11 protein-coding genes are annotated in these 15,698 nt (G+C 47.9%); 3 read left to right on the forward strand and 8 right to left on the reverse strand.

Features of this window, described 5'->3' with window-relative positions:
• Nucleotides 1-2: 2 nt before the first annotated feature.
• From A0126_RS10455 to A0126_RS10470, 4 genes are read right to left on the reverse strand one after another with little or no spacing between them, the layout of a single operon-like run.
• Nucleotides 3-1,046 carry a type IV pilus twitching motility protein PilT gene (locus tag A0126_RS10455; protein WP_088837542.1) on the reverse strand — a complete coding sequence of 348 codons (1,044 nt, stop codon included), beginning with the start codon at nt 1,044-1,046 and terminating at the stop codon, nt 3-5.
• A complete protein-coding gene (locus tag A0126_RS10460; RefSeq protein WP_088837543.1) occupies nt 1,043-2,707 on the reverse strand; it encodes a GspE/PulE family protein in 1,665 nt (554 codons plus the stop codon). Before A0126_RS10460 ends, A0126_RS10455 begins: the two co-directional genes overlap by 4 nt.
• Nucleotides 2,708-2,715: 8 nt before the next feature.
• Nucleotides 2,716-3,033, reverse strand: coding sequence for a hypothetical protein (locus A0126_RS10465; protein WP_088837544.1), 318 nt, complete (start codon nt 3,031-3,033; stop codon nt 2,716-2,718).
• Between the two features lie 25 nt (nt 3,034-3,058).
• On the reverse strand, nt 3,059-4,393 hold the full coding sequence (locus A0126_RS10470) for a VanW family protein (RefSeq protein WP_239456736.1): 1,335 nt from the start codon (nt 4,391-4,393) through the stop codon (nt 3,059-3,061).
• 173 nt (nt 4,394-4,566) lie between these two features.
• Here A0126_RS10470 and A0126_RS10475 point away from each other — a divergent pair, with 173 nt between their 5' ends.
• The 3 genes from A0126_RS10475 to A0126_RS10485 are packed head-to-tail and all read left to right on the forward strand — an operon-like array spanning nt 4,567 to nt 7,260.
• Nucleotides 4,567-5,091, forward strand: a complete 525-nt coding sequence (locus tag A0126_RS10475; protein ID WP_088837545.1) for a type IV pilus modification PilV family protein — start codon at nt 4,567-4,569, stop codon at nt 5,089-5,091.
• Nucleotides 5,054-5,671 carry a PilW family protein gene (locus A0126_RS10480; protein WP_088837546.1) on the forward strand — a complete coding sequence of 206 codons (618 nt, stop codon included), beginning with the start codon at nt 5,054-5,056 and terminating at the stop codon, nt 5,669-5,671. Before A0126_RS10475 ends, A0126_RS10480 begins: the two co-directional genes overlap by 38 nt.
• A gap of 17 nt (nt 5,672-5,688) precedes the next feature.
• Nucleotides 5,689-7,260 (forward strand): hypothetical protein, encoded by a 1,572-nt coding sequence (locus A0126_RS10485; protein WP_088837547.1) that lies wholly within the window; start codon nt 5,689-5,691, stop codon nt 7,258-7,260.
• A 42-nt stretch (nt 7,261-7,302) separates the two neighbouring features.
• Here the strand turns inward: A0126_RS10485 and A0126_RS10490 are convergent, their stop codons facing one another.
• From A0126_RS10490 to A0126_RS10505, 4 genes are all read right to left on the reverse strand, one after another.
• Nucleotides 7,303-7,992, reverse strand: a complete 690-nt coding sequence (locus A0126_RS10490; RefSeq protein WP_088837548.1) for an ankyrin repeat domain-containing protein — start codon at nt 7,990-7,992, stop codon at nt 7,303-7,305.
• 17 nt (nt 7,993-8,009) lie between these two features.
• Nucleotides 8,010-11,606: a DUF5057 domain-containing protein gene (locus A0126_RS10495; RefSeq protein WP_088837549.1), complete on the reverse strand. Its 3,597-nt coding sequence runs from the start codon at nt 11,604-11,606 to the stop codon at nt 8,010-8,012.
• Nucleotides 11,607-11,679: 73 nt separating this feature from the next.
• On the reverse strand, nt 11,680-12,930 hold the full coding sequence (locus A0126_RS10500; protein ID WP_088837550.1) for a bifunctional folylpolyglutamate synthase/dihydrofolate synthase: 1,251 nt from the start codon (nt 12,928-12,930) through the stop codon (nt 11,680-11,682).
• 56 nt (nt 12,931-12,986) lie between these two features.
• Nucleotides 12,987-15,623, reverse strand: a complete 2,637-nt coding sequence (locus tag A0126_RS10505; RefSeq protein ID WP_088837551.1) for a valine--tRNA ligase — start codon at nt 15,621-15,623, stop codon at nt 12,987-12,989.
• Between the last annotated feature and the right edge of the window lie 75 nt (nt 15,624-15,698).

Consider the following 15,698-nt stretch of genomic DNA (forward strand, 5'->3'; position numbering starts at 1 on the left):
GCTCACCCCGATATGTAAGGTGTCGCGGCTGATGCTGGGATCAGTCCCCGACTAACTAAGTCTTGTAAGGCCATTTGCATCGTCTGCATCCCATACTGTTTTCCGGTCTGCAAAACGGATTGAATCTGATATTCCTTACCTGTGCGAATCAAGTTTGAGACGGCTGGTGTCTCGACCATGATTTCAAGCGCCGCGACCCTGCCTGTACCATCGGACCGGGGCATCAAGCGTTGCGAGACGACACCCGCCAGGACATTTGCAAGTTGGGCGCGAATTTGATCCTGTTGCTCCGATGGAAAAACATCGATGATCCGACTGACTGTCGAGGCAGCGGTCGACGTATGGACGGTCGCGAAGACGAGATGTCCCGTCTCTGCAGCTGTGACTGCCGTCGAAATCGTCTCTAAGTCGCGCATCTCACCAAGCAAAATCACATCCGGATCCTGACGGAGTGCAGAACGTAAGCCACTCGCGAATCGCGGGGCATCAATGCCGATTTCACGTTGGTCAATCAAACTTTTATGATGACTATGTAAGTATTCAATCGGATCCTCGAGCGTAATGATGCGTTTATACATCGTCTGATTGATTTCGTTGATCATCGCAGCGAGCGTCGTCGACTTCCCTGACCCGGTCGGTCCCGTGACGAGAATCAAGCCATGCGGTTTCGTTAAAAACCGTTTGAGGACAGGAGGTAACGCCAATTGTTCGAGTGTCGGCACTTCAGTCGGAATCGTTCGAAAAGCCATTGAGAGTGCACCACGTTGATAAAAACAATTGACGCGGTAACGGGCGACACCCGTCACACCAAAGGAAAAGTCGATGTCACGATCTTGTTTGAGCTGAAGGTACATTTCCTCGGTAATCAGCGACTGAACGAACCCGTCGATGATGACCGGTTTGAGTTTATCCGTCCCGTAAGCAATCAATGTTCCATTGACGCGAAAGACGGGGGGAGATCCTGCCGTCAAATGGACGTCAGAAGCCCCTTTTTCTTTTGACGATCTGAGAATGTCTTCGATTTGTGCGCGTTCCATCGTACTCATTCTGATATCACCGTCCGTAAGATTTCTTCCGTCGTCGTAATTCCTTGGGCGACTTTTGTCAGTCCATCCGCTAACAGGAACCGTTGACCTTGCGACTTGACGTACATCGTGATTTCGCTTTCCGTCGATTGGTTCATAATCATCCGTCGCAATACTTCATCGATCATGACGACTTCCTGGATCGCGAGTCGCCCCCGGTACCCCGTCATGTTACAAGACGAACAGCCGCGTCCACGCATGACGGTCGTCGCTTCGATCCCTTCTTGCGCAAACAACTCTTGTTCGCGTTTTGAAAGGGGTTGGACTTCCCCGCAATCACGACAGACGCGACGGACGAGACGCTGCGCAATCAATCCGGTAACCGACGCCGCGACAAGGAATGGTTCAACTCCCATGTCAATCAGACGGGTGATCGAACTGATGGCCGAGTTCGTGTGCAACGTCGACAGGACAAGGTGTCCCGTCAATGAGGCACGAATCGAAATTTCCGCCGTTTCAATATCGCGGATCTCTCCGACCATGACGACGTTCGGATCTTGTCGCAGAATCGAGCGTAACCCACTCGCGAACGTCAAACCGATCTTACTGTTCACTTGAACTTGATTGATGCCGTCGACTTGGTACTCGACCGGATCTTCGACCGTAATGATGTTACGGCTCTCATCATTCAATTCGTTTAGAGCCGCATACAATGTCGAGGACTTACCAGACCCTGTCGGTCCAGTAATCAAGATGATGCCGTTCGGTCGTTTCAGCATCTCCCGGAACTGGGATTCATTGCGTTCACTAAATCCGATTTTCGAAATCGAGATATTCGAGTTCGAGCTGTCGAGAATCCGGATGACGACTTTCTCACCATAGACCGTCGGAAGCGTCGAGACACGGAAATCGTAGGCGAGACCATTATAGATGTACTTGATCCGTCCGTCTTGCGGCAAGCGTGATTCCGTAATGTCAAGCTCACTCATGACCTTGATCCGGGTCGTCAAGATGTTCTGAATTTGTTTCGGGTAGTTGTTCTCCGTCCGCAACTCCCCGTCAATCCGAATCCGAATCGATAAGGAGGCTTCCTGCGGATCCATGTGGACGTCGGATGCCCGTTGCGAAATCCCATTCTCGAGAATTTGATTAACGAGACGAATGATTGGCGCATCTTCTCGTGTCACGACATCCCGCGTCGCATCAGACTCCATCATTTCATCGGATTCGAGTAACTCCCGGAGTGATGAATCGATATCGTAATACTTTAAAATCGTCCGTCGGATTTCATCGCGTGTCGCGATGCCGACTTCAATCATCAACCCCGTCTGAAGCCGCAGGTCATCAATCGCAATCAAATCGAGCGGATCCGCCATCGCAATGAATAAACGGTTGCCTTCCCGGTAGACCGGGACGAGCGTATGGCGCTGAGCAAGATCTTTTGAAATCAGCTTCGTGACTGCCACGTCGACCGGATAGTTATACAGTTGAATGATTGGTATCTTCAATTGATGATGGAGCGCTTCGAGTAGTTGTTGCTCCGTCAAATGCCCTAATCGTAAGAGCGCATCCCCTAATTTTTCAGTCGCCCGTTTGACCGTCAAGGCTTCTTCAATCTGAGTTTCCGTGACGAGACTTTCTTCAAGCAGCATCTCGCCGAGACGTTTCCGTTTCATTGCCATTTAGTTCGTCACCCTTCCGCGTGCCATGTTTCTTCTTCATCAAGTACTGTCGGTCGCTGTTGTTGTTTTTCGTCAATCGTACTCGTGATCGCTGTAACGATTAGGAGTGTGACGATATATCCCGCAATGACAAACGGATTCGCCATCCAATCGAATTTGACGAGCATGTAAAGTGCTAACACTAGTACAAGTGCCATCACCGAGAGAATAACTTTCGCACGTGACGTCACGATGAATGGGATTTGAACCGCAAACATCAAGCCACAAATAATCGTCGCCAGACCAATAATGATTCCGAGCTCAATTGCTAAATCTGTCCAGTTCATAGGATCCCTCATTTTCTATTGATTTTTAGCCGACTGCTGGTTCCGCTGGATCACTTTCGGCGGGAGAAGCTGGATCGCCTTCTGTCGGAGCATCTGGTGTATCCGGTGACGTCGGTGTATCGGGAGTTGCCGGTGCGTCTGGACTTGTCACATCTGACTCTGGGTCCGTTTGATCCGTCGTATCGGACTCAGCATCGGTTTGATCCGTCGTCCCGTCCTGTGGATCTTCAGCAGGTGGTGTGACGACCGGCGCTTGCTCCGCTTGACTGCTCTTCGTGATGATTGCCGGTGTCGCGGCATAAAAATCAAGTGCGACCAGCATTTTCTCTTCGCCTTTGTTCGACTTGATGATGCGGTACAGTTCAATCGATGTCCCTTCCGACCCGGACTGTGTATCACTTGTCGTTCCAGCAGATAGTGTCGCTGAATAGCGGGTGATCGTCCGGTACGGAATTGATTTTTCACCTTCAAGCACTGCTGTGACCGTTTCTTTGAACGGCATTCCCCGTAGTTCAAGCGTCACGTCACTACCATTTTTCGTTGCGACAAGCTGGTAGTTCACTGCTTGTGTGTTCCGTACGGCAAAATCTGTTTTTTCATCAATTCGGACATCGTAGCCGAGTGTGATTCCCTCAGGCAATTGATCATGCGGCATCCGCTCGACGATTTCAAACGGTGTTTTTGCGAAGAGTTCATATAGTTTACTGCCGATATATGAAGCCGCCACACCGTCCATTCCGTATGTCTTCGTATTCATCAACTGTCCGGCTTTTAAATCGACTTGCGTCATCGCCTCAACCATCTGTTCTTCGGCGACTGAACGTGTTGTAAAGGACACCGAGGAAACGACTTCTTCCGTTGATGGAGATGTTGTCGAGACAGCCGGATCATAGTTGCCCTCTTCGAGTTGTTGTCCCATGTTCGTCAGCCATGCTTTAAATGCCGTCGTTTGTTCCGGCGTGTATACGACCGGTTGCGTCGAGAGGAATGCTTCAACGCCCGGTTCGTCAAGCGTGATGTCCAAGTCGCCTCCCTTTTTTAAAGCAGCTGCTTCGACGGCCTCATCCACTTTAAACGTCACGAGCGTCGTCGGAACAGGAACAAGTTCTTCTCCCGTCCCAATCGTCAATGGCGTTTTGTTCGACCAGGTCGTGATGGCTTTTTGAACTTTCGGTTTTGCTTCTTCCCGTGTCATACCACTAACCGGAACAGAGGCAATCCGGGCACTTTCAGAAAACTTCTCACTGACGCTTGCTTGTCCCGTAAACGAAATCAGCGCAAACGAAGGAACATAGATTAAGGCAATCAAGAGGACTAAAAGAAGCGTATGTACTGCAAAACGTTTAGGATTTATCATCATCTGTTTCCTTTCCTTATGAAATAACCATTTCAGGTGTCTAGTATTTCCATTATAATGAATATTATGATGAAACATAAGTCCTATCCTGACAATAACTTTCATCATGTGTGAATACATACCGTTTTTCATTTTTGAATAGATAATTCATATTGAGTCAGATACGAGGTGAATCCATGCAAAACAAGCAACAAGGCTTTTCATTAATCGAAGTATTAGTCAGTATCACGATTCTTTCAATCATTTCAGTTTCACTCATCAGCATTTTTTCCCAATCCTTATCCGCTTCTCGTGATAGCACGGAATTGACGTTTGCGAATTACCTGGCGAAAAATGCCGCTTCTTATATCGAACGGGAAGCCGTCGAAGCGGAGAACGGCCCCTTCGTATTCGATACACTTCTTGAACAGACGAAAGGCACCCCATATCAGAATGGTAGCTATACAATACCGACGCCGAACACGCCGTCATGTGGTGTATCGGCTATTTGTGACTCAATCTTCAATGATGCGGAAATAAATAATATGCCATTCGATGTAAAAATCAGTGTTACCCCGCATAAAATCGAAGGAATCGAAAATCCGAACCTCCTCGATTTATACGTCTATGTCTATCTCGACGGTCAAGCTGAACCGATTACATCATTGAAAGGATCGATTACGAATGCGACGCTCAACCAAAGTTTTCCCGCAACAAAATGACGGATTTTCCCTCGTCGAACTGCTCGTTGCCATCGTCATCGCTGCTATTTTTAGCGGAGTCATCCTGACCGTCTTCATCTCCGGTACAAAGAGTTTTCAGGCGACGGGAATCATCAGTGAGCTCAGAAGCGAAGCCGATAGTTCGGTCGGACTCATTTTAAATGAAATCACCGGCTTCGATGCCATTCGCATCACAACAGCGAATGAGCTGTCTTTCTATAAAAAGACATTGCCTAGCCTTAACCTAGATTCCGGTCTACTCGAGCGAACGGACGGCTTCATTCCGTTCAACGCCAATGTCGAACAACAAAATGAAGTCACATCAACTCCAATCACCTATACATTCGCAACACAACGACTTGACGAAAACATACTCATCTACGAAGGTGCACTCGAAAACATCAATGATCAAACAGAAATCAAAAAGACCTTTACGATTTCAAGTCCCGAGTACGTCGACATCACGACCGGTGACTACCCGGGCAGATACGTCGTCCATGGCATTTTGACGATGACGCTCCGAATTCAGTCGACGGATAATGAAGAAACACAGACCTTGAATAGTACGATTGGATTTTAGTTCAGAAAGGACGACCCATGAAAAAATCTGAAGAAGGTTATACGCTATTGTTCGTACTCGTGACATTGACCGTCCTATCGGTCTTAGCAATCGCGACGATTGGTGTCAGCCTACAATCGACACGATTGACGGAAATTCGCGGAACGAATATCGAAGTCGATACAGCGACGCAAAACGAGCTTGATCAAGCGATCGCAGCACTCCAACAACTCGTCGCAAAAACCAGTCAAGAGAATCCAACCAGTTCCTCAAAAGAGCTATTTGCAGATATCCCGAATAAAATCATACTCCCCTTGAAGACGTCGGCTCCTCTTGTTGAAGTTCAGTTAAATGAAGCCGCCTCGAACGTCCGTGTTAAAGCGTTCGATTTGACCGCTCACGTCGAAGAGACGAAAGGTGATCAACCGACGGTCAAAAAGACCTATACTCAACGGGTCTATTTATCAGCGATTCCTAGTTTTCTATACTATACGCTCGGGTCCGACAATCAAGTCATCTTAAATGGAGCACCACGAATCGAAGGGAACGTCTTCTCGCGGGAAGCACTCAAAGTTTCTGCGACGCCAAACTTCATCTATAACGGTCAGATAGGCCACTATACAGATAAGCTGGCCCATCCATACATTGATGGACAAGTTCGTGTTTTCCAGCCGCAAACTCAACCGCTTCTAACATGTACAGACTTTTTACCATGTGATGCGACCGTCTTTGATCCGACCACCAAAACGGATCTTGTTTCAACGAAAGATACGCTCGTTCCGTTCGATTTTGAATTTGCCCTGAATGATTTCTTAACGATTCCAAGTAACACACCACTCGCCTCCGTTCCGACCTACTTAAAGAGTCAATCAATTGAAAAATCGGTGCTGACAGGACCATTCTTGAATGAATTGAGTACGAAGAAACAAATCATCATCCCAGCTCCGACTGAGCAAAATACAGTGACGATTACCGATGATATCGTTAAAGAATCGCTCGAACCGTTAATCATCGACGGCAACTTGACGATTTCTTCACTCAATCCGATTACGCAACCGCTTGAGATTAAACGTCCAATCGTCGTCCTCGGTGATTTATTGATTCGGGGTAACGTCAGTTTTGCGACAACCATCTTCTCGACCGGTTCAAGCCGGTTAGATGATGCCAACATTCAAGGCATCACGAGTTCAACGAATCAAAACACTCTGATTTTACTCAGCAAAGGAACGTTAACGATCAATCGTGTCAATAAGTTTTCCGCACCTAAAACAACCGCACCGGACATGAATGCCTTTCTTTACAGTGATTCGCCTACCTTGAATCGCATTTATTCAGTCGGGTCGACGATGAACTTACAAGGCGGTATCTTCACAAAAGGACAGCTTGAGGTTAATGCGTATCGCGGGACGCTGGACTTACCGGAAGCGCGCTACCCGGCAGACGTCACCGCGTTGACCACTTTGATGAACACGAAAAAATCTGCTGACGCGGTACAATCTCGTCTCCGCCTGAAATATGATGCGAGTGTCCTGAAAAATCCGACGTCGATGCTTCCACTCAGTCGGGCTGTCAAAATGTATGTCGAGACTCCGAAACGAACAACTCCTTGACGCTAAAAACCCCTCGACATTGATGGATGTCGAGGGGTTTTTTCATTGAAATGTTGTCGCACCATACGCTCGTGCCAACTTTTTGACTTTGGTCTTCTTGACTTCTGCACCTTGTTTTACCAACAACTGATAAATATCCTGTCGGTCTTGTTTGACTGCTTCATAAATCGGCTGATGCTTTCCGACGTTCGGATTTGCTCCTGCTGCCAGTAACTGCTTAATCACAGTCTCATTTTGATCGACCGTCGCATAGTAGAGAGGCGAATTTCCGGCTTTATCGAGCGCATTGATATTTTTTCGTGTAGCTTCTTTAATCAGTAAAGCATAAGCATCCGCAGGTTGGTTCACGCTCGTCGCAACATGCAAGACTGTCTGTTGTTGCTCATTCGTTTGCTCGACGGAAGCCCCCGTAGCAAGCCATTGCTTGACTACAGAAGCTGGTCCGAACCGGGCGACATAAAACCAGTTAACTTGATTTTTAACACTCGTGTCGTCCAACAAAACGAGTGCTTTGTCATAGTCGAGTGCTTCTTGGAACTGCTGAATGTACTGATTCCGGTCTTTTGTCGATAAAGAAACGTGTTCGACTGCTGACGCAAATGCGTTAACATCTGACGTATCGATACTCTTTTCAAACGCTTGCTGGTTTCGCTGTTCGATCAACAAGTAGGTCGCTGCTCCAATTCCGATTAGAAACAGGAGAACGACGCTAATGATTTGCTTTTTCTTCACGTCATTTCCCCCGTCACTTAATAGACATCCGTATCTGGTGAAGTGCTCGAACCTTCAGAAGAAATCGTCACTTTAAAGGTCGCCGTCAACGGTTGTTTCTCCGTCGCACCGGTTTTGATGACTTCAAGGACCGATTGATCTGCTTTTAATGCCGTCACTTTGACACGTGCGACACCTGGGCGAATCGGTTTTAAGGCTTGTGCCGATGAATCAATCTTCACATACTCTTTTCCCTGAAGCACTTCCAACCGATAAAAACGCTCTGTCGCCGTCACGGGTAACCAGTTCAAGACAGGCTGCTTTTGAACATCCTGCATGGAAAGTGTTAAATCGTTCGCCGTCAAATCAGTTGGATTTTCACGTACCATGATTTTCGTGATGGCTTGTGTCGCTGTAAAATCTCGAAGTTTCAATAAGCCGTCGACTGGACCAGCCGGTGTCCCCGTTATTCCCTTGACTGTGTAACCAGCCGCCGTTTGAATGAGTTCGATCGCCGGACTAGACGTCGAAACGGTGAACGGTAATCGAATACTCGGTGTAAAGGTCGCTGTGACATCTTGCGTCGTGTTGACCCATAACTCTAGGTTATTCGGTGTTACGGCTAGTTCCGGTAATTTAACTTCAATCGTATAGATTTGCGACTGTGCTAAATAGGTCGTGCTGCCGCTCGATGCCGGAACAACGGCTTGAACGGTCATTGTGCCTGGTTTTTTTCCTGTTAGCGATAACTCATCTGTTGTCAGACCGGTAGCCTCGACTAAATCGTTGTTCGTGACAAGCCATTTAATCGGTGCATCCGTCCCGGACAACATGGCTGCTTCGCCCGTCATCGCTTTCGTCTGTCCGACGTATAACTCGCTTGGTACACCACGGACGATCAATCCACCAAAGACATCGTTAATCGTCAACTTCGAAGTCGCGACTAACTCACGTCCATTCGCGACGGGGACAATCAATTTAATTTCCGTCGTTCCGATTTTCTTCGGTTCGATGATGCCTTGATCGTTAATCTTCGCAATGCTCGTATCTTCAATCGACCATCTCAATGTGCCGTACTGGCTACCTGCCGGATTGATTTCTGGCAATACCTTATAAGACGGCGTGTTGATATCCATCCGGACAGCTGGAATTTTAGCTTCCGTCGCAAAGCGGGTCGATAAGGCATATCCTAGTCTCGGGAACGACTGAACATCGTTCGCAAGTGAAGTCGATTTATCGACGCCATTTTTTTTATCACGGTAGATGGTCTTCGTTGAAACAATTGTATTCTCTTTTTCATCGAAGACATGAACACCTGCCGCATCCTTCGCTCGTACTTTTACGGTAAAAGTCAGTTCCGACGGCTTTGCAATCCATAATCCTTTGTGGAGCCCTTCAATCGCTTCATCATATTCGATGTCCGGTACATTCCCCGTCAATGTTTGATTGACGATTTTCGCACCGTTAAGACCTGTTGCTGAGACGACTTCGACATTACTCGGGAAGTTTTCTGTAAACAAAATATCTTCCATCGTTACTGAAAATTGTCCCATGATGTAGCCGTTGTTACCGATTGCATCTTTTTGAAGCATCGGGCTTGTTTTGACCGTATACGTAATCGTTGCTGTTTCCCCTTGCGGAATCGTTGCCGGATCGATTGACCGTGATAACGTGAACGGAGATGAAGCGGATGGCTGAACGATTTGGACGGTACGTGTCTCAATCGTTTTCGCCCCCCGTTGATCCTCTGCTTCGATCCGGATTGTCGCGGTTGTTTTCCCTGTCAACTTAGCATCGAAGCTTTGGCTGACAAACGAATTGTTTTTTAGTTTATTATTTTCATACACTTTTTCATTGTCGATGTAGATTCGTGTCTTCAATTCCCGATCGCGTAAGTCATAGTCATTAACCTTATAAGATACCGTGATTGGTTCATTGTCTAAATAACTCGCTTGATTGGCTGGCAGGATATTTTTAATGAGCGGTTTATGATTCGCCCCGATAAAGGCGCGGTACATCGTGTTCGAGAACAGTTCTTTTTCCTGTTGTTGGTTGAACGTCGAGGTATGTCCTGCACCAGAATACGTCACATTGCCTTTTGTATACATGTAGTAATGGTTACGGGCATCGCCGATTGTGCGTCCGGCTGACTGATTCGAATCAGCCGTACTATTTTCCCGAATGTTGTACCACGGAATTAAATCGGGTTGTTCTAAATCAAGACCAAAGTATTGGTCATGGGTTGTTGCGATTGAGACTTCATCCGCTAACGTAAACGGATACGACGTCATGACACCGTCATTTTGTTTGACCGCCTTCCCTGACGTCCGCTGTGCTCCGTACCCCATGTTCGTGAAGTTCTTTTGTCCGGCAAGTCCGGCAAATTTCTTTTCCCAGAACAGTTCCGGATTCGCTGACTGACTTGGACGGAAAATCGTATCGTGGGACAACATCAGTCCTTGCCCGGTGTTCGTGAAATCAAGGATTGCATTCGAGGCCGCATCATTCAGCGACGCCGCTCCGTACGAATCTTGAAATCCAAAGATTAACATGTCGTACGTCGTATTTAAGTTTCGTGATGCGTACGTACTGTTAAATGTATCTGCCGTAATGACTTCGACGTTAAAATCATAGTACCCGGTTTCTTTCAATAACGTACCGGTGTTCATGAAGCCATTGATTGAACCCGTCGATCCACTGCGCGTCACCTGTAAGATTTTTGCTTCTGCGACTTGGTCCTTCATTAAGAAACTACCTGTTTTGTAGTCGGTCAGTCCGTCGCTACTCGACACACGGATCATCCAGTTCCGCGGTCCCGTGTAACTCGGGGCATCGAAATTATAGCTCAATGCCCCCGTTTTGGTAGCCGGCTTCTCATCAACCTTTTCCGACTCTTCAAATTGGTCATTGCTATCAAAGTCGATATACAGTTGCGCTAACTGATTCGTGTTCTCGAGCGTCGTCGTGTACATGAAGTCGATTGGAACGTTCGGAACAGCTGACTTCCCTTTATCGATTCCTGTTAATGACACACCGTTTTGTTTGACGGAAACACCTTCTAGCCGCGGACGGATGACCTTTTGAGTCTTTAACTTCGTCACGACTGTCTGAATATCCGTATATCGCATCAATGCATTTGATTTAAGATCTTTAAAGATGGCATTAAAATTGCTTGACGTATGTGTCAAGACATCTTGATGTAGAAAAACCGGCAGCCCTTTATTGACGAAGGCACTGACGATTTCATTTCCTTTTAACTTCGTGATGTCGTTCTCAATCTTACTCGTATTATGTGCTTTCTTCGTATCCGAGATTGTCATTGAATAACGGTCGGTTCCTGTGAAGACGGATGGATCAAAGACAACAGCATCAAACGCACCATCTAACGGAAAACGAGAAGCGTTCAATTCTTTGACCGTCATCATTTCAATCTCATAGCGGGTCGAATCGAGCCCGTTGAGCAATGAGGTGATTGTCGTATTTGGATCAATCCGGTTCGTCGTCGACCATGCATCCCGGATTTCAAGAATTTTCAACTTATCTGCCGCAGCAGCCTTCGTATGTGGTTCCTGTATATAACTAAAACTCGTAAAGATCAGTACACTGACTAAAAACAGACGTAACCACCGTTTCATCTTCCATCGTCTCCTCGTCGTAAGATCATAAAATATAGGACTATATTACCCCAACCTTAGTATACAAGGACTTTTAGCGTTTTCCCTTTTTTGTAAAACGTTGTCGCAGTATTTTTTCACGAACGACACTGATGAAGTAAAGAGATCCTGTTACGATGAGTGTTTGATTGGTTCCTTCGTATTCAGCGAGAAACGAATCGAGTTCTATGACATTTGCCCCATCCGCAGTCAGTTCTTCTAGCGACCGGGCTCGCGGAAAATCAAACGTCGTCTCCATAATCGTTGGTGTCACTTCCTGAAATTGTTTAATCATCGCAAGGCGATCTTTATCCCGCAGGATGGAGCAAAGGATGACGATTGGCATTGTTTCCTGTTTTAGACGGTCGACGAGCGCTTTAACACCTTCCGGATTATGAGCCCCGTCTAAGATGATGCGCGGCTCGCGCGAAATCGTCTCAAACCGTCCCGGATGTTTGGCGTTTCGGAGACCACGACGAATTGCCGTCTTCGACCAACCGAGTTTCTTTGCACAGATGACGGCATTCGCTGCATTTTCGACTTGATGGTGCCCTTCGAGTCCAAGTCGTGTTTCGGGAATCCCTTCATATGTCGCCCATGTCCCTGTCGCGTTCAGCCGGTACGAGACGATGGCTTCCTGACTCCACTTCAACGTCGCTGCCCGGTCGCCGCAATAGGCCATCAACGGGACCGTCAATTCCTCTTGCAGTTTCCCGGCAATGACCGATGTTCCCCGTTTGATGATGCCGAACTTTTGAAGGGCAATCTCTTGGAGCGTATCTCCGAGAATCGCTTGATGATCGTGACCAATCGAGGTGATGATGGCAGCAATCGGTTGCTTCAGTACGTTCGTCGAGTCATAAAGCCCTCCGAGTCCGACCTCGTAAATGACGAAGTCTGGCCGAACTTGATTGAAATGATAGAAAGCAAGTGCCGTCAACGCTTCAAATTCCGTCACTGTACCAATCGTCGGCTCAAGCTCGGTCATTGCTTGCTTCACTGCATTTGCTGCCTTAACGAGATCCGCTTCAGCAATCGGCACTCCGTTCAGCATGATCCGTTCCTCGAACTGAATGATGTATGGGGATGTAAACGTCCCGATGTGTAACCCTTCCGCCATTCCCATCTCCCGTAAGAAGGCGACGGTCGACCCTTTCCCGTTCGTCCCCGCGACATGGATCGTCGGAACAGCATCCGGATCAATCTTTAGTTCTTCTAGTAACGCTTCCATCCGACTTAGTCCCGGTTTGATACCGAATGCCAGTAACCGTGACAACCACTCTAATACGTCTTCTCTCGTCTCCACTCTGTCCCCGCTCCTTTAAAAAAAGTGGCTCAAGGAAACTTGAGCCACTGTTGAAATTATTGAGATAGTTCGTTGATCCGCGCTTCGACTGCCGCACGTTTTTCGTTATAATCCTGTGCTTTTGCCTGTTCTTCTTCGATGACATGTGCCGGTGCTTTTCCGACGAAACCTGGGTTGTTGAGTTTTTTCTCGACCCGTTCGACTTCCTTCGTATACTTGACGAGTTCTTTGTTCAAGCGGGCGATTTCTTCTTCGATGTTGATTAAGTCAGCCAACGGAATGAACAATTCTGCGCCGGTCACGATGGCACTGAGTGCTTTTTCCGGTGCCGCCATGCTGCGTTCGACAAGTAATTCGGAAGCATTCGTAAACTTCTTCAAGTACGAGACGTTCGTCTCTAAGTCATGCTGTACTTGGTCGTCACTCGTCGAAATCATCAACTGGATTTGTTTTGACATCGGTGCGTTTACTTCGGCACGAATGTTGCGGACCGACCGGATAACATTTTGGACAGCTTCGAATGCCGGCACTGCTTGCGGGAAGTCGAGTGTCTCATTACGTGTCGGCCAAGCCGCACGCGTGATCGTTTCTCCTTGATGCGGCAAGTGTTGCCAAATCTCTTCCGTGATGAACGGCATGAACGGGTGCATCAGACGCATGATTTGGTCGAGCGTGTACGCAAGAATCGAACGCGTCGTCAATTTAGCGGCCTCATCTTCACCGTTCAGCGGTAACTTCGCCATCTCGATGTACCAGTTACAGAAATCTTCCCAGATGAAGTGGTAGAGGACTCGACCGGCTTCACCGAACTCATACTTATCGGATAATCGTGTCACATCAGCAATCGTCGTGTTCAGACGTGTCAAAATCCACTGATCGGCTAATGATTTTTCGCCCGTCAGATTGATTTCTTCATACGTCAGACCATCCATGTTCATCAGTGCGAAACGGCTTGCGTTCCACAATTTATTCGAGAAGTTCCATGTCGCTTCGATTTTTTCCCAATAGAAACGTAGGTCGTTTCCTGGCGTCGAACCTGTCGTTAAGAACCAACGGAGTGAATCGGCACCATATTTTTCGATGACGTCCATTGGATCGATTCCGTTCCCGAGTGATTTCGACATCTTCCGTCCGTCCGAGTCACGAATCAGACCGTGAATCAACACATCGTTGAATGGACGTTCGCCTGTGAATTCATACGATTGGAAAATCATCCGCGATACCCAGAAGGCGATGATGTCGTACCCCGTAACGAGTGTCGACGTCGGGAAGTATTTTTGGTAGTCCGCAGCATCCGTATTCGGCCAACCCATCGTCGAGAACGGCCAGAGCGCTGACGAGAACCACGTATCGAGGACATCGTTGTCCTGCTCCCAGTTTTCGATGTCGGCAGGTGCTTCTTTCCCAACGAACACTTCACCTGTTTCTTTATGATACCAGGCTGGAATACGGTGTCCCCACCAGAGTTGACGGCTGACACACCAGTCACGGATATTCTCCATCCAGCGGACGTAGGTGTTTTCGAACCGTTGTGGGACGAAGTTGATTTTATCCTCGCCCTGTTGTTCAGCAAGTGCTTTTTCAGCGAGTGGCTCCATCTTGACGAACCATTGCAGCGACAAGTACGGTTCAACGACTGCATCCGACCGTTCCGAGTGACCAACCGAGTGCAGGTGCGGTTCGACTTTAATCAAGACGCCCGAGGCTTTCAAATCTTCGACAATTTGTTTGCGGCAGTCGAAGCGATCCATACCCTCGTATTTACCGGCGTTTTCGTTCATCGTTCCGTCTTCGTTCATGACGAGGACACGTGGTAAGTCATGGCGGTTCCCGACTTCAAAGTCATTCGGGTCATGCGCTGGCGTGATTTTAACGACCCCTGTTCCAAATTCCATATCGACATATTCGTCAGCGACGATCGGAATTTCTCGTTCGACGATCGGGAGCGTGATCGTTTTACCGACGAGGTGAGCGTAACGCTCATCTTTCGGATTGACGGCGATTGCCGTATCCCCAAGCATCGTCTCCGGGCGCGTCGTCGCGAGTTCAACGTGACCTGTTCCGTCCGTCAACGGATAGCTGAGGTGGTAGAACGCACCTTCGATATCTTTATAAATGACTTCGATATCGGAAATCGCTGTTTTCGTCGCCGGGTCCCAGTTGACGATGTATTCGCCACGGTAAATCAAGCCTTTTTCATACAGCTTAACGAATACTTCCTGGACCGCTTCAGATAACCCTTCATCGAGCGTAAAGCGCTCGCGTGAGTAATCCAGACCAAGTCCGAGTTTCGCCCATTGCGCACGAATCGTCGACGCATATTCTTCTTTCCATGCCCATGATTGTTCGAGGAACTTCTCACGTCCCATTTCTAAGCGCGATTGTCCTTCTGCCCGCAATTTTTGTTCGACTTTCGCTTGCGTCGCGATTCCCGCGTGGTCCATTCCCGGCAAATACAGGACGTCGAACCCTTGCATCCGTTTCATTCGTGTCAGCATGTCTTGCAGTGTCGTATCCCAAGCATGACCGAGGTGTAGTTTCCCTGTCACGTTCGGTGGGGGGATGACGATCGTGTACGGTGCTTTCTCCGGATCTTGATCGGCTTTGAAATATTCCCCTTCCAACCAAAAATCGTACCATTTTTCTTCCGTCGCCTGCGGATCATATTTCGTCGGCATTGATAATTCCTGCATCTAAATCGCTCCTTTTATCCATAATAAAAACGGCTACTCTCGTCCTCATCTAAGGACGAAAGAAGCCGTTGCTCT

This window comes from Exiguobacterium sp. N4-1P, assembly GCF_002214325.1.